This is a genomic window from Candidatus Polarisedimenticolia bacterium, from assembly GCA_036001465.1.
Taxonomy (GTDB): Bacteria; Acidobacteriota; Polarisedimenticolia; order Gp22-AA2; family Gp22-AA2; genus Gp22-AA3.
Genome location: DASYUH010000006.1, coordinates 34,835 through 52,026 on the forward strand (window position 1 = coordinate 34,835; position 17,192 = coordinate 52,026).

General features: G+C 70.2%; 16 protein-coding genes. 5 read left to right on the forward strand and 11 right to left on the reverse strand.

What is annotated here, in order from left to right; all coding sequences use genetic code 11:
* Positions 1 to 276: a MoaD/ThiS family protein gene (locus VGV60_00950; protein HEV8699820.1), complete on the forward strand. Its 276-nt coding sequence runs from the start codon at positions 1 to 3 to the stop codon at positions 274 to 276.
* On the opposite strand, the gene VGV60_00955 is transcribed toward VGV60_00950, so the two are convergent.
* The 9 genes from VGV60_00955 to VGV60_00995 form a co-directional block, all read right to left on the reverse strand.
* Positions 273 to 2,567: a M28 family peptidase gene (locus VGV60_00955; protein HEV8699821.1), complete on the reverse strand. Its 2,295-nt coding sequence runs from the start codon at positions 2,565 to 2,567 to the stop codon at positions 273 to 275. The two genes, VGV60_00950 and VGV60_00955, sit on opposite strands and share 4 nt — an antisense overlap.
* Positions 2,568 to 2,723: 156 nt before the next feature.
* Positions 2,724 to 5,759, reverse strand: coding sequence for a hypothetical protein (locus VGV60_00960; protein HEV8699822.1), 3,036 nt, complete (start codon positions 5,757 to 5,759; stop codon positions 2,724 to 2,726).
* Between the two features lie 91 nt (positions 5,760 to 5,850).
* On the reverse strand, positions 5,851 to 6,090 hold the full coding sequence (locus VGV60_00965; GenBank protein ID HEV8699823.1) for a hypothetical protein: 240 nt from the start codon (positions 6,088 to 6,090) through the stop codon (positions 5,851 to 5,853).
* Positions 6,087 to 7,100 carry a xanthine dehydrogenase family protein subunit M gene (locus VGV60_00970; GenBank protein HEV8699824.1) on the reverse strand — a complete coding sequence of 338 codons (1,014 nt, stop codon included), beginning with the start codon at positions 7,098 to 7,100 and terminating at the stop codon, positions 6,087 to 6,089. Before VGV60_00970 ends, VGV60_00965 begins: the two co-directional genes overlap by 4 nt.
* A 21-nt stretch (positions 7,101 to 7,121) precedes the next feature.
* Positions 7,122 to 9,431, reverse strand: a complete 2,310-nt coding sequence (locus VGV60_00975) for a xanthine dehydrogenase family protein molybdopterin-binding subunit (protein ID HEV8699825.1) — start codon at positions 9,429 to 9,431, stop codon at positions 7,122 to 7,124.
* Between the two features lie 11 nt (positions 9,432 to 9,442).
* Positions 9,443 to 10,108 (reverse strand): (2Fe-2S)-binding protein, encoded by a 666-nt coding sequence (locus VGV60_00980; GenBank protein ID HEV8699826.1) that lies wholly within the window; start codon positions 10,106 to 10,108, stop codon positions 9,443 to 9,445.
* Between the two features lie 28 nt (positions 10,109 to 10,136).
* Positions 10,137 to 10,772, reverse strand: a complete 636-nt coding sequence (locus VGV60_00985; GenBank protein ID HEV8699827.1) for a nucleotidyltransferase family protein — start codon at positions 10,770 to 10,772, stop codon at positions 10,137 to 10,139.
* 66 nt (positions 10,773 to 10,838) lie between these two features.
* Entirely contained in the window at positions 10,839 to 11,228 is a 390-nt protein-coding gene (locus VGV60_00990; GenBank protein HEV8699828.1) for a 4Fe-4S dicluster-binding protein, read from the reverse strand.
* A gap of 85 nt (positions 11,229 to 11,313) precedes the next feature.
* The gene (locus VGV60_00995; protein HEV8699829.1) at positions 11,314 to 12,435 is read right to left on the reverse strand and encodes a citrate synthase; all 1,122 of its coding nucleotides are present in this window, start codon (positions 12,433 to 12,435) and stop codon (positions 11,314 to 11,316) included.
* Between the two features lie 201 nt (positions 12,436 to 12,636).
* On the opposite strand from VGV60_00995, the gene VGV60_01000 reads away from it, so the two are divergent.
* Both VGV60_01000 and VGV60_01005 read left to right on the forward strand, forming a co-directional pair.
* Complete coding sequence (locus VGV60_01000; GenBank protein ID HEV8699830.1) at positions 12,637 to 13,620, forward strand: threonine/serine dehydratase; 984 nt, start codon at positions 12,637 to 12,639, stop codon at positions 13,618 to 13,620.
* A 110-nt stretch (positions 13,621 to 13,730) separates the two neighbouring features.
* Positions 13,731 to 14,222 (forward strand): type II secretion system protein GspG, encoded by a 492-nt coding sequence (locus VGV60_01005; GenBank protein ID HEV8699831.1) that lies wholly within the window; start codon positions 13,731 to 13,733, stop codon positions 14,220 to 14,222.
* Positions 14,223 to 14,232: 10 nt separating this feature from the next.
* Here the strand turns inward: VGV60_01005 and tenA are convergent, their stop codons facing one another.
* Complete coding sequence (tenA, locus tag VGV60_01010) at positions 14,233 to 14,904, reverse strand: thiaminase II (GenBank protein HEV8699832.1); 672 nt, start codon at positions 14,902 to 14,904, stop codon at positions 14,233 to 14,235.
* 183 nt (positions 14,905 to 15,087) lie between these two features.
* Between tenA and VGV60_01015 the strand changes: the two genes are divergently transcribed.
* Together VGV60_01015 and VGV60_01020 are read left to right on the forward strand one after the other, a co-directional pair.
* Positions 15,088 to 15,423 carry a BON domain-containing protein gene (locus VGV60_01015; protein HEV8699833.1) on the forward strand — a complete coding sequence of 112 codons (336 nt, stop codon included), beginning with the start codon at positions 15,088 to 15,090 and terminating at the stop codon, positions 15,421 to 15,423.
* A 4-nt stretch (positions 15,424 to 15,427) separates the two neighbouring features.
* On the forward strand, positions 15,428 to 16,342 hold the full coding sequence (locus VGV60_01020; GenBank protein HEV8699834.1) for a chromosome partitioning protein ParB: 915 nt from the start codon (positions 15,428 to 15,430) through the stop codon (positions 16,340 to 16,342).
* A gap of 56 nt (positions 16,343 to 16,398) precedes the next feature.
* On the opposite strand, the gene VGV60_01025 is transcribed toward VGV60_01020, so the two are convergent.
* Complete coding sequence (locus VGV60_01025) at positions 16,399 to 17,130, reverse strand: DUF1326 domain-containing protein (GenBank protein ID HEV8699835.1); 732 nt, start codon at positions 17,128 to 17,130, stop codon at positions 16,399 to 16,401.
* Between the last annotated feature and the right edge of the window lie 62 nt (positions 17,131 to 17,192).

Here is a 17,192-nt window from a genome sequence, read left to right on the forward strand (position 1 = left end):
ATGCCAGTGCAGGTGAGAATTCCTTCGGTCCTGCGCCGCCAGACCGGCGGCGACGAATCGGTCCAGCTCGACGGCGCCACGCTCGGCGACATCCTCGACGGGCTCGAAACCCGCTACGAAGGCCTGCGCGGCAAGCTGCGCGGACCGAAGGGGGAGATCCGCCGTTTCGTCAACATCTACGTCAACGACAGCGATGTCCGCCTGCTCGAGGGATCCACCACCCCGGTCACCGACGGCGACGAGGTGATCATCATTCCGGCCGTGGCGGGGGGCTAGAGGCCTGTCCGAGCATCGGGCGTGGCGGTGATCGACAGCAGCCCCTCGGCCCGGTGCAGGTGGGCGGTCGCCTCGTCGAGAGCCTGGGTGTAGAGGTCCACCTGCCTCAGGAGGGTCCCCTCCTGGTCCAGCTCCAACGGCCAGCGCAGGCCCGGGAGGCGCGCCTCGGTGAGCCCGGGGACGGGGCGCGGCGGCGCCACCCAGAGGCCCCTGTACCACGGATGGCCCGGCAGCCCGTTCTCGGAAAAAAAGGCCTTCTCCGCCTCGGACACCTCGCGGTTGACGGCGGCGAGCCGCTCGGGGAGGGGGCGAAGCGGCCAGTCCTGGACGGTCAGGATCTCGTCGCGCTCGCGGGCGAACGATTCGGCCGCGTCGCGGAAGCGCCTGAGCGCACGCTCCACCGGCCGCAGGAGCTTGGGCGAGGCGTGGCGCTCTCCGGCCCGCTCTTCCAGGTCCTCGAACGCCCGGCCCCAGGCCGCCGCCGTGCCGTCCGGATCGAGCGGCAGGACCGGGGCCATCGCGAGCCGCAGGCCGAGGCGCCCCTGGAATTCCGCCATCATGCGGTGCAGCCGGAACTGCGGATCGACGACCGTCGTCATCCAGTGCCGGTTCTCATACAGCGAGTGATACATGCCGTAGTCGGCGCCGTAGTACATGTCGCTGCCCGGCAGCGCCAGGAACTCCACGAACGGCGTCTGGTCGTCCCCCAGCGGCACGTCGTCGATCTGCGGCTCCACGAGCGGCTTCTCCGCCGTCCCGCCGATCTCGAAGGCATCCACCGAGGGGACCCCGCGGAGCTTGTTCTGCAGCCGGACCCACTCGTCGAACAGGCTCCCCTTTCCCGTGGGCCCGGGAACGTCCGCCGCGGTCTCCCGGAACAGCCGGTGCAGGCAGGGGCTGGCCCCGACGTACAGCGGCCGCTCGCCGTTGAACACGGCGGAGTCCATGTTGATCACCGCCGCCCCCTTGCGCCTCAGGACCTCGGCATTCGCCTCCGCCCACTCGGTCGATCCCCCCAGGTTCATCTCCTCGGCGTCCCAGAACGCGACGACGATCGTGCGGCGCGGCTGCCAGCCGAGCCCCTGCATCCTGCCGAACGAGCGCAGGATTTCGAGGAGAGCCGCCGTTCCGCTGGACGGATCCCCGGCGCCGTAGATCCAGGCGTCATGATGGTTCCCCAGGATCACCCACGAGTCGGGCTCCTCCTTCCCCGGGATGCGCACCAGGACGTTGCGGATGGTATCGGTCCGCCGCTGCATCTCGACCGACAGCCTGACTCTCGCCGGACCAGGGCCGAGGCGATAGGACTCGACCAGCGTGACGTCACGCGGCGCGCCGGCCGCAGCGGCCCCTCCCGGCCGTTTCCTCAGCCCTCCCTGCATCCGCCCCGGCGCCTCGGGGCCTTCCAGGTGCGTGAGGATCAGCGCCGCGTCGCGATAGGAGATCGGCAGCACCGGGATCCTCGGCAGCCCCTCGACCTTCTTCGGATCGAGGCGCTTCGCCCCCGGGACGGACGCCCACCCCGGGCTCAGTGGATCCCCCTCGTAGGGCGTGTCGACGAGCGTGCGCCGCATGATCGATCCGGGCGGGCGCCAGCCGCCCTGCGGATAGACCGGCCCGTGGATGAAGCCGTCCTCCTGGGGATCGGCGTAGAGGATCGCTCCCACGGCCCCCTTCTCCTGGGCCCGCAGGACCTTGCGCCCCTCCCCTTCGCCGAAGTAGCGCATCAGGACGATGCGCCCCTTGAGATCGATGCCGCGCTCCTCGAGGGCGCGGAATTCGGCCACCGTTCCCTGGCCGGCGTACACCACCTCCCCTTCCGCGGTGCCCGATCCGCTGTAGGCGCAGAACGCCAGGTGGTCCCCGGTGCGCTGCGCGAACGGATCGCCGGGGACGACGTCCTCCGCCAGCGACAGGGGTTTTCTGATCGGCGCCGTCAGGGCAATCGACCGGGTCCCCGGATGAGATCCATAGAACAGGTAGGGGGTGACCTCCGGCTTGAAACCGGCCTTCTCCGCTTCCTGCCTGATGAACAGGGCGATGCGCCGCGATCCTTCGGTGCCGGCGCGGTGCGGCTCTTTGGTCAGCTCCTGGTGCGTGCGGGAGATGCGGCTGCGATCGAGGTGCGACACGAACTGCTTCTCGATCGATCGCTCCTCGTCCCAGGCGGGGCTGCTGAAGCCCAGAGGCAGCGAGTCCCGCTCCGGCTCTCTGCCGAGGACGGAGCCGCCCGGCGCGACGAGGGTGCCCGCGGCTGCCAGGCAGAGGGCCAGGAGATGGGTGCGCTGCATGGTTGTGGCGCGTCCGCGGCGCGCCGCCGAGGCTCGATCGGCTTCGGGAACGGACGGGAACGTCCCCGGCCGGCGGCGCTGGCGGGGGAGTCTAGCAGATCGTGGCGGGAGGAGCCCGGCCCAATGCTCGGACTGGCTGCCGGAGCGGACTTCCGACTAGCGCCCGCGGTCGTGGGGGACGAAGACGGCCGCTGCCGCCGTGGCGAGGTTGCCGGAATGGTCGAGGGCCCCGTACGTGACGAGGTAGGTGCGTCCCGGGCCGGTGCCCGATCGATCGGCGCGCAGCCCGACCTGCCGATCGTCGATTCCGATCGCGGCCCCGGTGAACTGCAACCCGGGCCGGCCCCCGGAAGGCTCGCTGCTCGCGACCTCCAGAAGCGCAATCTGCGGAGCGGGGTCGCACAGGTCCGAGGCGGCGACGGAGAACGACACGTCGACGAGCCGCCCGTCCGGGGGCCAGAGCAATCCGGAGGCGGCGAGGGCGGCGATCTGGGGCGGCCGTGTGTCGCGCACGACGATCTGCACGGCATCCGGCTCGGAGACGACCTCCCCGTCGTCCACCACCAGGGTCACGGTCGATGCGCCGAGCGGCAGGGGCACGGTCGGCTGGGCCCCCTCGATCTGCCCGAACGGTCCCGACCAGTGATAACGCAGCGTGTCCCCTTCCGGATCGGACGAGGCACGGCCGTCGAGGATGACGTCGGCGCCGGACGGGCGGGCGCACTCGACGACCTGGCCGGGGCCGGCGTCGGCGACGGGGGGAGAGTTGGAATTCCCGAACTGGATGATCGCCTCGGGCCCTGCGGTGGTCGAAGCCGCCAAAGCGAGACCGCCGTGTCCGTCCGTCCCGAGACGCGGAGGGCTTCGCCGTCCGGGCTGGAACGAGACGTAGACGCCGCCATCAGGGGACGCCAGGTCGGTGGCCGCCAGCACGATCGGATCCGGGCCGGCATCCGGGTGACGGAGGAGGACCGCCTCTTTTCCGTCGAACAGGCTGACTCCGTATGCCAGGCCGCCGTCCCCTGTGAACACCAGCTGCGGCGACACCAGCAGCACGAAGCCGAGATCGAGGATGGGATCGAAGCGCGCCGCGAACCTGCCGGCCGGCCCCAGATCGCGCAGGAAGTCGGCGAAATCGAACTCCTCGCTGAAGATCGACTGGAAGGCGAGCCGGCCGGAGGCCTCCCGGTCGAAGGCCTGCAGCTCGAAGGGGGACAGGCGCCCTCCCTCGACCTCGTCGCCGAGACCGAGCACGCGCTCGGGCGGTCCGCCGGCCCCCGGCGCGAGGCGCGCCGAGAAGAGCGCGGAATCGCCGCCCTGGGTCTGGGCTCCGAAGAGCACGGTTCCGTCGTCCCCCAGGACGGGCGCAATCGGCTGTCCGGTGAACAGCGACCCGGTGAACGTCGACGTGAAGGCGTCGCCCCCGGGTGCCGTGTCCCCCGGCCCCGCGACGCGGGAGAGGCTCACTCCGTCGTAAGCCATGAGAACCGAGGTGCCGTCCGGCTCCCGGATCGTGACGGCGATCTGCCCGGGGCCGTTGACCCGGGACGGCACCGCCTCGACCCGGTCCCCCGCGCTGCCTCCGGGGGCGATCGTCGGCTGCGTGTCGATCACCTTCCGGATCGGGTCGCCGTCGAGACCGCCGTAGAACAGCGAGTAGGTCGGCGACGCCGGTCCACCCACGATCGAACCGAGGAATGCGAAGGTCCCCGAGGCGTTGATCGTATGGAAGGCGAAGCGCTCGCCGTCGAAACGGCCGCCGCCCGGGGCGTCGTCCCCGTCCAGGGCGACGGGGACGATGCGCCCGTCACGGTCGCGCGCGAACAGGCCGCGCGATCCTCCCGTTAGGCGCGCGTCGAAGATCATCAGGCCGCCGGGCGCCAGCGCCGGGCCTCCTCCCATGAACGGGACGCGGGTGTCGATGAAGGAGGCGAAGCGCGCCCCCTCGATCGGATCGCCGGACCGCACTTCGAGGCCGATCTCCTGCCCCGTGGCGCGGAACAGGCCGCCGGCCGACGTCCCCTCGGCGGCGAAGTGGAGCGTCCCGGCCGCATCCAGGGCCGCGGCCTCGAGCGGCTGCCGCACCTCGATCCGATCCAGGACCCCCGCGTCCCCGGCCGCCATGCCGGTTTCCGCGAGCCGCGTGAGCGAGGTGCCCGCCAGGTAGAACCCCCGGCGGCCATTCGAGCGCAGGGCGCCGAAGAACACCCGGCCGAGCGCGTCGAAGCCAGGCTGGACGTCGGTGATTTCCGAAAACGTTCCTCCGCCCGGGGCCGGCGTTCCCGGCCCCGCGACGTTGAATCCGAAGCCGTTCTCGAATTGACGGAGCCGCATCTGCCCGCGGTCGACGAAGAAGAAGGCGATCTGCCCGCCGTCACCGACGGCGGGCGAGGCGAAGGCGACGAACGGCGATTGCGAGGTGAGGGGAACCGGAAGGAGGAACAGGACGGCCGGCTGCCCGCCCGGCGGGATGGCGAGCACCGCCGTGCCGCCCGATTCGAGGCCCGCGGAAACCGCGATCCGGCCCGTCGCATTGACCGCCGGTGCGGCCAGCAGCGACCAGAACACCTCCTCTCCTATCGGGTCCCCCGTCTTCAGAACGATCTCCGGCGCCGACGAGCGACCGTATCGGACCACCGCCATCGATCCGTCGAAGAGCTGCAGCCCCGCCACCACGGCCCCCTCGCCGTCCACCGCGGGCTCATAGAGGGACGCGATGGTCAGCTCCCCCTCTCCCAGGTCGAGGGTGGCTCCGGTGACGACCACTTCCTCGGGGGCCGAGCGGTCCGGACCGATCCGGTAGATTCCCTGGCGGGAGTCGGGCAGGCCCGCCAGGAAGGCCAGGGTCCCGTCGCCGCCGGCGGCCACTCGCGACAAACCGGCCAGCCGCGCCCCTCCGGCCACCTCCTGTCCGCTGAAGGCGAGGGTCCGGACGCCCTGTGGTCCCTTGAGGAAGAGGGCGGTACGCCCCCGATCGATGAACGCCAGGCCATCGGGCGCCACGGCGATGCTGTCGTACGCGCTCCCGAACCGGGCGGACGCGGGGGCGGGATCTCCGGAGCGCACCAGGACCCGTCCGGTCGGGATGCCGGGGGCGGACGGCTGCTGGCCGCCCGCGGGGAGGGTCAGTCCAAGGGACAGGACGAGGGCGAACAGGGACCACCGGAACGGCTCGCGGCGCGGCGTATACATATGATGGAGCCCGGAAATATACCGCGAGCCGCCGCTCCGTCGAGCGAAATCAGCGTGCCACGGACCCGGGATACGGATTGGTGATCGGGGGTCAGGCCTCCGGGGGCTCGCAGCAGGATCGGCCGGCGCGGCACGATACGACCGTGACGTACCCCTCGTCGGGGCCGACGACGCGCATCGTCCGCAGGCACCAGAACTGGGCGGTCGTCGACAGCTCGGCGACCTCGAGCACCTCGTCGGTCGAGCCGTAGTAGTAGCGCTTGGTGCGCAGGTGCCGGCAGAGCCCCGGCAGCCCCTCGGCGGGGAGCCTGTCTTCCGGGGCCCGGCTCATGCCGGCCCGGGCTCGCGGCCGCGGCCCGACAGCTCGAGGATCGCCCTCTGAACGAGGGCCTTCGCCAGCGGCACCTTGTAGCCGTTGTGCGGCATGGGAGAGGCGCCGGCGAGCGCCGCCTCGGCCGCCTGCGCGGCCGTGGGGAGGTCGATCGGCTTCCCCGTCACGGCCTTCTCGGCCTCCGCGGATCGCCACGGCACCGGCGCCACGCCCCCCAGGACGATGCGGGCCGCGGTGCAGGTCGCGCCGTCCATCTTGAGGGTGGCCGCGACGCTCACCAGGGCGAAATCGAACGACTCCTTCTCCCTGAACTTGAGAAAGAGGCCGCGCGCGCCGGAGGCGGCGGCCAGTGGAGGGGGCACCACCACCTCCGTCACGATCTCCCCCGGGGCGAGGATCGTCTCGTGATCCAGACGCACGCTCGGCAGGACGTAGAACTTCTCGAGCGGCACCTCGGTCCTGCCGGCGACGCCGACCACGATGATGCGCGCGTCGCAGGCGATGAGCGCCGGCGCCAAGTCGGAGGGGTGCACGATGAACGACGGCCCTCCCCCGAGGATCGCGTGGTAGCGGCTGTCCCCCTGGATCGTGAAGCACACGTCCCCCCCCTTCTTCAGGCATGTGTGGAGGGCGGATCGGTAGTACCAGCAGCGCGGCCTCTGGCACAGGTTGCCGCCGACCGTGCCGACGTTTCGGATCTCGACCGAGCCGACGCTCAGGGCGGCCTGGGCCACGCCCGGGAATTCGCGCCGCACGCGCTCGTTCTCGCCGACCTCCGTCAGGGTGGCCAGCGCCCCGAGGCGCAGCGTGCCGTCGGAATCGAAGCGGACGTAATCCAGCTCGCGGATCGCCTTGAGGTTGACGAGCGTCTCGGGCTCGACGAGATGGTCCTTCAGCTCGCCGAGCAGGTCGACGCCGCCGGCGATCGGCATGGCGCGCGCCTTCCGGTCGGCCAGGATTCCGGACGCCGCGGCGAGCGAGGCGGGATCGACGTAGGCGAACGGACGCATGGGCTTCCTTTCCGTCCTCTCTCAGGCCTTCGGGGCTCTTCCCAGGAGCGTCAGGACGCGGGCCGGGGTGATCGGCAGGTCGCGCACCCGGACCCCCAGGGCGTTGCTGACCGCGTTGGCGATCGCCCCCGCGGTCGGAACGATCGGCGGCTCTCCCAGCCCCTTGACGCCCACGTTGTTGGCGATGTCGTAAGCGTCCACCATGATCGGCACGATCTCCGGCATCTCCCGGGTGCCGGCGATCTTGTAGTCGCCGAGGTTGGCGTTCATGACGTGGCCGGTGTTCGGGTCCATGACGCGCGCCTCGAGCAGGGCGCCCGACAGCCCCATGATCACCCCGCCGTTGACCTGGCTCTCGGCGGTCAGGCGGTTGATCGTCCGCCCGGCGTCGTGCGCCGCGACGATCTTCAGGACGCGCACCTGCCCGGTCTGGGTGTCCACCTCGACCTCGGCGAACTGGGCCCCCCAGGATTCTCCCCCCATGCCCGGGTAGTTCTCCACGCGCGACGCCTGAGCCGACACCAGCGCCGATTTCAGCCGCGCCGCCGCCTGCGCGAATCCAACCGATTTTCCCCCGTCCCGGGTCGCTATCCGGCCGTCCTTCAGCTCCAGATCGCCCGGCTTCGCGCCCAGGCCGGGCGCGGCCGCCTGCAGGAGCTTCTCCCTGGCCCCCTCGGCCGCCGAGCGCACCGCCGGAAGGATCGAGGTCAGGGTCACGCTGCCGCCCGAGGCCGGAGAGTACATGCCGGTGGCGGTGTCCCCGAGGACGACCTTCACCTCCGCGGGCTTCAGGCCGAGGACCTCGGCGGTGACGATCGCCATGGCCGTGCGCGTTCCGGTGCCGATGTCCTGCGTGCCGCAGACGCATTCCACCCTGCCGTCCGATCCGATCCGGACGGTCACGTCGGCGGGCGGCCCGCCGTACATCCCCCAGACGGCAGTCCCCATTCCGAAGCCGCGGCGCACGCCGCTCTTCTCCGGGACGGCGGGCGTCGGCGCGCGGCGCGACCAGCCGATCTCCCTGGCCGCCACCTCGTACTCCTGCAGCAGGGCCTTCCCCTGCTGCTCCCGGTGGTTCTTCCGGCGGAGCTCGAGCGGGTCGACGCCGATCCGGTCCGCCACCTCGTCGAGGGCCGACTCGAGGGCGAAGGAGCCCTGCGGGAACCCGGGGGCCCGGAACGGCATGGCGAAGCCGGCGTTCGTCATGACGTCCTGCTCTTCGGTCTTCACGTTCGGGCAGGCGTACGCCATGCGCACCGGGCCCGACACTCCGGCGCCGCCGGCGATCCCCCCGGTGCCGTACGACCTCAGATGGATGGCGGTCAGGGTCCCGTCCCGCCTGGCGCCGACCTTGATCCATTGCACCGAGTCGGGACGGTTGCCGGTCGCCAGGTTCTCCTCCTGACGATCGAGCATGAGCTTCACCGGCGCCATCGCCTTCTTCGCCAGGAGCGCCGCCACCACGCCGACGACCCCGGCGCCGAACTTGGCGCCGAAACCGCCCCCCAGGTACTCGCTGATGACGCGCACGTCGGCGGGCGGGATTTTGAAGAACTTCGCCAGGTCGTCCCGGAACCCGAACACGCCCTGGGTCGAGGCCCAGACGGTGAGCCTGCCCCCCTCCCAGCGGGCCACGGCCCCGTGCGTCTCCAGCGCGTTGTGCAGCGCGACCGGCGTCGTGTACGTCCCCTCGACCACGACATCGGCCTCCCGGAAGCCTGCCTCGACGTTCCCCTTCTCCCGGACGGCGGCCGGCGGCAGGTTCCCCGTGGGATAGACCTTCGGCGCCCCGGGCTTCCGCGCCTCCTCGAGATGGACGACGAACGGCCGGGGCTCGTAGCGGACCTCGATGAGGCGTGTGGCATCTTCGGCGATCTCGGGCGTGGTCGCCGCCACGGCGGCGACCTCCTCGCCGGCGAAGAGGACCTGCCGCGTCTTCGGCGCGCCGCCCTTCGCGGCGCCGGAGTCGACCGGTTTCCCCGACTCGTCGGTCTCGCCCAGGGCCGCGAAGAAGTCGGGCGCCTCGAACGTCACCACCGCCTTGACGCCCGGCGCCTTCGCGGCCTTGGACACGTCGATCGACACAATGCGCGCGTGCGGGTGGGGGCTTCTGAGAATCCTGCCGTGCAGAAGGCCGGGGAGGCTGATGTCGTAGGTGTAGCGCGCCCGCCCCGTGACCTTGGCCTCGCCGTCGAGGCGCGGCACCGGCCGGCCCACCACCCCCAGGCTCGTTCCCGCGTCCCAGATCGGCGGCTCCGTCTCGGGGAGCTGGACCTCGACCTCCTGCGGCCTGCCGGGCGGCCCGATGCGGATCGTCCGTTTGACCGCCATCGCCTCCCCCCTCAGCTCTTCGAGGCGGGGACGTGCCCCGCGGCCGCAAGCACCGCCTCGAAGATGCGCGGGTAGGTGCCACAGCGACAGAGGTGCCCTCCGAGCGCCTCACGCACCTGATCCAGGCTCGGCCGCGGGTTCCGGTCGAGGAGCGCCTTGGATGCGACCACGAAGCCGGGCGTGCAGAAGCCGCACTGCAGCGCATCCTTGTCGATGAACGCCTGCTGCACCGGGTGCAGTCCGCCCCGGGGCGCGATCCCCTCGATGGTCGTGATGGCGCGGCCGCGGGCGTCGACCGCCAGCATCATGCAGGCGAACGCGGGCCGGCCGTCGAGCAGGACGGTGCAGCCGCCGCATTCGCCGCGGTCGCAGATTTTCTTCGTCCCGGTCAGGTCGATCCGGTCCCGGAGGACGTCGAGGAGCGTCACGCGCGGCTCGACGCGCACGGTTTTCGACTGGCCATTGACATTCAGCGTGAGCGGGAAGGCCCCCGGCCCGAGGGTCGTTCCGGGGCTCGGTGCCGGGGGCGCCACGGCGGGCGCCGCTCCGGCCGCGAGGAGTGAGGCGCCGAGGGCCCCGGAGCCGAGGCCGATCCCCTTCAGGAAGGCGCGCCGCGTGAACGAGCCCGCGGTTTTTTTTCTCTTTTTCAGGTTCGACTTCCCGGACGGTCGGGCCATCGGTCGTCGTACCTTCCTGGAGCCTGTCTCAGTTCAGCTGCCGCCGGGGATCGATCGCCCCGAGGTCCACGGGTGAGTTCAGGTTCAGCAGGACGCCCGCGTCGTCCCAGGGGAGCTGCAGGACGCGGCCCGGATGTCTCCGCACGACCGCCTTGAGACCGGAGGTCTCTTCGCAGATTCCCAGCAGCTCGCCGAAGAGGTTCGCGGAGAACAGGACCGGGTGCCCGGGCCTCCCGTGGAAGGCCGGCACGATGATCGTGCGCCTGCCGGCCGCCTCGCACCGATCCCACTCCGCCTCGGCCGCCCGGTGGAGCGCGTTGAGCAGGCGCGCGTCGAGCGGCTGGTCGACCGACGCGATCAGGATCCCGTCCGGAGGGGCCGGAAGCGCCGCCAGTCCGGCTTCGATCGACGCGCACTTGCCGTCGCGGTAGCGGGGGTTGTACACCGAGCGCGCCTTCCATCCCGGACGCATCGGCGAGTTCACCAGCCTCTCGAGGCGCGCCGCGTCCTTCCCCAGGACGACGACGCACTCTCTCAGGCGGCTCTTCTGAATCTGCTGCAGCTGGTGCGACAGGAGTGGCTGGCCATGCCAATCGAGGAGCGCCTTGGGGGCGCCCATGCGCTCGGATTCGCCGGCCGCGAGGAGCAGTGCGACGACATCCATCGGGACGTTCCTCCAGGAACGGCCGGGGCGCCCAGGGTCTCTCGGGCGTGCCCGGCGGGACCGACGCTAACCGGCAGGGACGGCTGTTGCGTTCGCCTCCTTCGACTTGGGATTCACGTCCAGCTCGGGGCTGTATGGCACGTAGGTCACCTGGGGAGCCGCGTCCCAGGCCTCCTCGAAGTTGTACATGGTGATCGCTTCCCAGGGGCAGACCTCGGCGCACAGCGCGCAGCCGATGCACTTGTCGTACTCGATGATCGCCAGGTTGTTCGGAGCGTCCGGGGACGAGACGTAGCGGATGGCGTCCACCACCTGGTCCTTGACCGTGACGGTCTCGCAGAACGCGACGCAGGCCGGCGAGTTGGCGCACCCGGAGCAGCTGTTCTGATCGACGACGGCCAGACGTTTGGGCGGCTTCTTGAGGAACTGATTCTTGTAGTCCGTCGGCGCCGGCATGGATTGGGATCCTCCAGGGAACGATCGATCCTCTCACATCATTCCGGCGCCGGACAAGTCCCCGTCGCGGCCGGCGGTACCGGAATCAGACCCGCCGGTCGAGAGCCACGTACGGCCGCTCCGGGGGACCGATGTACTCCTCGAGCGGCCGGATCAGGCGGTTGTCGGTGTGCTGCTCGATGACGTGTGCGATCCAGCCCGGGGCCCGGCTGCACGCGAAGATCGGCGTGAACAGATCCATCTCGAAGCCGAGCAGGTAGTACACCGAAGCCGCGTAGAAATCGACGTTCGGATTGAGGTTCTTGAGCTCCTTGCAGGTCTTCTCGATCACCACCGACATCTGCGACCATTTTTCCTGTCCCCGCGCCTTGCCGAGCCTCTCCGACAACGAGCGCAGATGGATGGCGCGCGGATCGATGGTCTTGTAGACCCGGTGCCCGAAACCGGGGATCTTCTTTTTCTGCAGGAGCTCCGTGCGCACGTACTCGGCCGCCCGGTCCACTTCGCCGATGGTCCGGAGCATCACCATCACGTCGTGGTTGGCTCCGCCATGCAGGGGCCCCTTCAGGGTGCCGATGGCGGACGTGACCGCGGCGTGCAGGTCGGCCAGCGTCCCCGCCGTGACCCGGGCCGCGAAGGTCGAGGCGTTGAGCCCGTGGTCCATCTGCAGGATCATCGCCACGTCCAGCGCCCGCGTGCCCAGGTCGTCCGGCTTCCTGCCGTGGAGCATGTAGAGGAAGTTGGCGGCGTGGCCCAGGCCGGGGTCCGGTGGAATGGGATCCTGGCCCTTGCGCAGCCTCTCGTGCGCCGTGACGATCGTGGGCAGCTGCGCCGTCAGCCGGATTCCCTTGCGCAGGTTCGCCTCGCGCGTCGACTCGTGCACGTCCGGGTCGTGCACCGCCAGGGCGGACACGACGGTCCGCATCATGTCCATGGGGGAGGCGTCGCGCGCGAAACGCCTCAGCAAATCTTGCGCGTCCGGGTGCAGGGCCCGCTGGGAGGAAAGGTCCTGGCGCGTCTGCTCGAGCTGGCCCTTGGTCGGCAGCTCGCCATACCACAGAAGGTGCACCACCTCCGTGAAGGTGGAGTGCTCGGCCAGGTCGTGGATCGAGTATCCGCGGTAGCTGAGACGGCCCTTCTCGCCGTCGATCAGGCTCAGCCCGGTGCGCGCTGCGACGACCCCCTCCAGCCCTTCCTTCGCAAACACGGGACCACCTCCCCGCGATTCCGCGGCGTGATGCACCTCATTATAGGGCCTGCGCCTGGGAGTGTGTCCGGGTAATAGCATGGCTCGGGCACACGGCCGCGCGATCGGGGGCGGGGCCGCCCGCAAACCGCCCCGGGCCTTGTCCGGCCGGCCGGGACTGGGAGAAGATAGGGGCCCTCTCAAGCAAGGAGCGTGCGGCTCGTGACGACCGATGCCGGGTTCGAGAAGGAAGGGCTGGCCCCCGCCGATCTGCGGGAGGCGCGCCCGCGCGTCGCCCGCAATGCGCGGGTCACTCCCCTGCTCGTCTCGGAGAGCCTCTCCGAGCGCGCCGGCGGCAGGGTGGCGCTCAAGTGCGAGAACCTCCAGGTGGGCGGCGCCTTCAAGATGCGGGGAGCGACCAACTTCATCGCGCGCCTTCATCCGGACGAGAGGGGGCGCGGCGTGATCACCTATTCGTCGGGCAACCACGCCATCGCCGTGGCGCATGCCGCACGCCGATCCGGGACGGCCGCGGTCGTCGTCATGCCGAAGACCGCTCCCGCACTGAAGCTCGAGCGCGTGCGTGGCCTGGGAGCCGAGGTGCACCTGGCCGGCACCACGTCGCTGGAGAGGAAGGAGCGCGCCGAGGCGCTGCAGAAGGAGCGCGGGCTCGCCATGGTGCCTCCCTTCGACCACCCGTGGATCATCGCCGGACAGGCCTCCTGCGGGGTCGAGATCCTCGAGCAGATGCCGGACGTCGGCACGCTCCTGGTGCCCGTCGGAGGCGGCGGTCTGGTCTCCGGGGTTGCGCTGGCCTGCGCCTATCACAGGGCCGGCATCCGGGTGATCGGCGTCGAGCCCGAGGGGGCCGCCAAGATGTCGTCGTCGCTCAAGGCCGGTGCGCCTCAGACCCTGCCCTCGGCCCGATCGATCGCCGACGGGCTGATCCCGTCCCGCCCGGGCGACCTCACCTTCGAGATCATCCGGTCCCTCGTGGCGGATGTCGTGACCGTGCCGGACGACGCGATCCGGGAGGCGGCGCTGTTCCTCCTGAAGACCGAGCACCTGCTGGTGGAGTGGAGCGGCGCGGTCGGCGTTGCGGCGCTGCTCTCGGGCGTCGCCCGCACCTCCGACGTCCCGACGGCGGTGGTGCTGAGTGGGGGGAACGCCGACCCGGCGGCTCTCCTCGGCCGCGTCGGGACCTGAGCGGTTCCTAGACGGTCGGACCGATTGTTCCGTATTGGGGACGAGACACCGGCCCCTGATGGCACCGGGCCGCGTGCTAGACTAGCGCGTTTTCTGGAGGGAGCCACGGCATGCGGTCGCCGGAATCACGGACGTCGAACCCGAGGAATGCCAGGCGGATGCAGGCCGGCTTCACCCTCATCGAGCTTCTGATCGTCGTCGCGATCATCGGCCTGATCGCCGCAATCGCCATCCCGAACCTCCGGAGCGCCATGAACAAGGCCAAGCAGGGGCGCACGCTGGCGGACATGCGGGCGATCGGCTCCGCCCTGGAAACCTACGCCGTGGACAACAATCTCTACCCGCGGGGCCTGAGCGACGCCAACGCCGCCGTCCTCAGCAGCTACCTGTCGCGCTACCTGCGCTCGGTCCCGCCCAACGACGGCTGGAACAATCCGTGGCACGTCGACACGAACTCCGCGGGAACGGTCTACACGATCACGAGCCACGGCGCGGACGGCGTCGCGGGCAGCAATCCCGGCGGGGCGACCACCGATTTCAATTGCGACATCATCTACACGAACAACGCCTTCTACCAGTATCCCCAGGGGGCGCAGCAGTAGCGTGGCCGGCTCACCCGGCCTGGCCCTCGTCGCCCGCCCAGGCCATGTCCCAGAAACGGACCTCGTGTTCGCTGGCGGTCATGAAGATCTCCTCCAGCCGCCGCTCCTCCGCCCCCGAGAGGGATTCGGACAGGAGGTCGAGGAGCCCGCGCAGCCAGTCGGCGTAGGCGGAGAACTCCGGGGAGGAGTAGGTCCGGATCCACTCCCGATACCGGTCGCCGGCCGGCGGCTCCAGGCGGGCCGCCAGGCGGGCGGCGATTTCGGCATAGCCCCAGGCGCACGGCAGGAGGGCGGCGACGATCGCCGCCAGGGGTCCCTCGTAGGCCGTGCGCACGAGAAAATCCGTGTAGGCGCGGGTCTGGGGCAGCGGCACCGCGGCCTCCAGGTCATCGACGCTGACGCCGAACTGCCCCGCATAGCGGCGGTGCAGATCCATTTCGGTCTTGAGGGTCGACTGCAGCAGGTCGGCGAAGCGTCCCATGCTCTCGAGATCTTCCGCGCGCGCCACGGCCAGGGCGATCACGCGTCCGTACTCGATCAAGAACAGGTAGTCCTGACGCAGCCACGCCCGGAAGCGCGCCTCGTCGAGCGTGCCGTCGCCAAGCCCCTGGACGAACGGGTGCGAGAACTCGCGCTCCCACACGCCCGCCGCCCGCTCCCGCAGCCTCCCGCTCAGGCTCATCGTGGCATCCTCCCGGGGGGGATTGTAGCGCGTCGGGCGCCGGGCCAGACCGGGCAGCCGCGGCGCGCTGCGGCCCGCCTCCCGGGGACAGGGCATCGTTCTCCTTGCCTGCAGGGTCGCTTCACGGTAAGGTGTCGCTGGTCCGGATGCAGGACATCACGCTGTGCGAGGGAGGAACCTTCCATGCTTGAACCCACGAGTCGGGCGGGCCGGCTGTCCATCTTCCTGATCGCCGGTATCGTCCTGTGCGGCGTGCCGGTCGCGCCGGCCCCGGCGCGGGCGGGCGAGTGCCTCGACGCGCTCATCACCGCCGGCGTCAAGGCGCGCATCATGGCGGACGACGTCGTCGGCGCGTTCAAGATCAACGTGGACACCGACGAGTGCGTGGTCACGCTGAACGGCTGCGTCGATTCGAAGGATCAGATCAAGCGGGCGCGCAACCTGGCGAGGCGGGTCAAGGGGGTCCATGCGGTCAAGAGCAACCTGACGATCTGCCCCGCCGAGGGCGAGGACGACTAGCCCCGTGGCGTCCCTGCGGTTCACCGTCCATCCCGAGGACAAGGAGCCGCCGCCCGAGGTGCTGCGGCTCGCCGAGTCGATCGAGAAGGACGGCGGCAGCGCGCTCGCCGCCTACCGCGAGCCGGTCGGCGATCACTGGCAGATCTTCGCCCTTCTGCCGGCCGCCCTGGTGCAGCCGACCCCCTACCAGCGCGACCTGTCGAAAGCGCACGCCGAGCGGCTGCTGCGCGTCGTCCGGAAGATCGATCGGTTCGTCGACCCGGTCGTGGCCGTCCGCACCGACGGCGTGTACTGGACGCCGAACGGCAACCATCGCCGCCACGTCCTGGAGAAACTGAAGGCCGCGTTCGTCCCCGCCATCGTCATCCCGGAGCCCGAGGTTGCGTTCCAGATCCTGGCCCTCAACACCGAGAAGGCGCACAACCTCAAGGAGAAATCGCTCGAGGTGGTCCGGATGTACCGGGGGCTGATCGGGCAGGGAGTGAAGCGCGACGAGGAAGAGTACGCCTTCCAGTTCGAGGAGCCCTACTTCATCACCCTGGGGCTGCTTTACGAGAAGTTCCCCCGTTTCGCCGGAGGCGCCTTTTCCCCGATCCTCAGGCGCGTCGACCGCTTCCTGAAGTCGAGCCTGAAGCCGGCCTACGCCACCCGGCAGGAGCGGGCCGGCCGCGTGGAGGAGGCGGACGGCCACCTCAAGAAGATCGTCGAGCGGTTGAAGCGGCGCGGGATCAGCCACCCGTTCGTCAAGAACTTCGTCATGGCGCGCTGCAATCCTCTGACCCGCGCGCGCAAGACGATCCCGACGTTCGATCAGGCGATGGACAAGCTGATCGCCGCCCTCGAATCGTTCGATGTCGACAGAATCCGCCAGGAGGACATCGCCCGCTCGGCGGCGTATTCCGCGCCCTCACCGTCCTGACGAGCGAGGGGCGGCGCCGGAGGGCGGCCCCCCCCGGCGCCTTCCGGCCCGAGTTTCTAGCGGCCCGCCTTGGCTCCCGACGCGGAGTCCTTCGAGCTCTGGTCGATCGTGATCATGAAGCCATTGGTGCCCTTGAACTCGAACGCCTTGTCGCCCGCCCGGTAGGCCTCCACGACGTTCGGCATCAGGATGAAGCCGTCGTTACGCGGCACGCCCCAGTACTTCAGGTTCTTGATGACGATCGGGTCGCTGGTGTTCCCCTGGTACCTCTTGAGCGACACTTCGGCGGTCTTGCCGCCGTCGAGCAGGGCGCGGGCCTCGTCCTTCGTGGCCGTCCAGGACATGTCCCCCTCGGCGGTGGTCAGGGAATTCCACTTCACCGGATAGACGCTTCCGAGGATCGTGGCGATCGCGTCCCGCTGTTCCTTGCTGGTCGCACGGTCGAACGTCACGACGGCCCAGTCCATCATCCCGGTGGAGAAATCGCCGCCCAGATCCCCGGCGACCCAGAACTTGGCCCCGTCGAGCTTCACGGCGCCGTAGGACCCCCTGTTGACCTTGAAGGCGTTGTTGAATCTGCAAAAGTGTCCGCCGGCCTCCCCGTGCTGACCGGCCGGATGACTGTTGAAATAGCACTGGCAGAACATCGGGCAGGAGCACGCCTCGATGATCGTGGCGTTCATGTTCCAGTTGGCGGCGGGGGCCGCGGCCGGCTGCGCCGGTGTCCCCGCGATCGCAACGACGGCTGACGACAGGACGACGGCAATGACAAGAGCCAGACGTTTCATGAGCCCCCCTTGTGTAGAGTGAGATCCTGGACCACCCCGGCCCTAGTTAAATCCAACGCCCG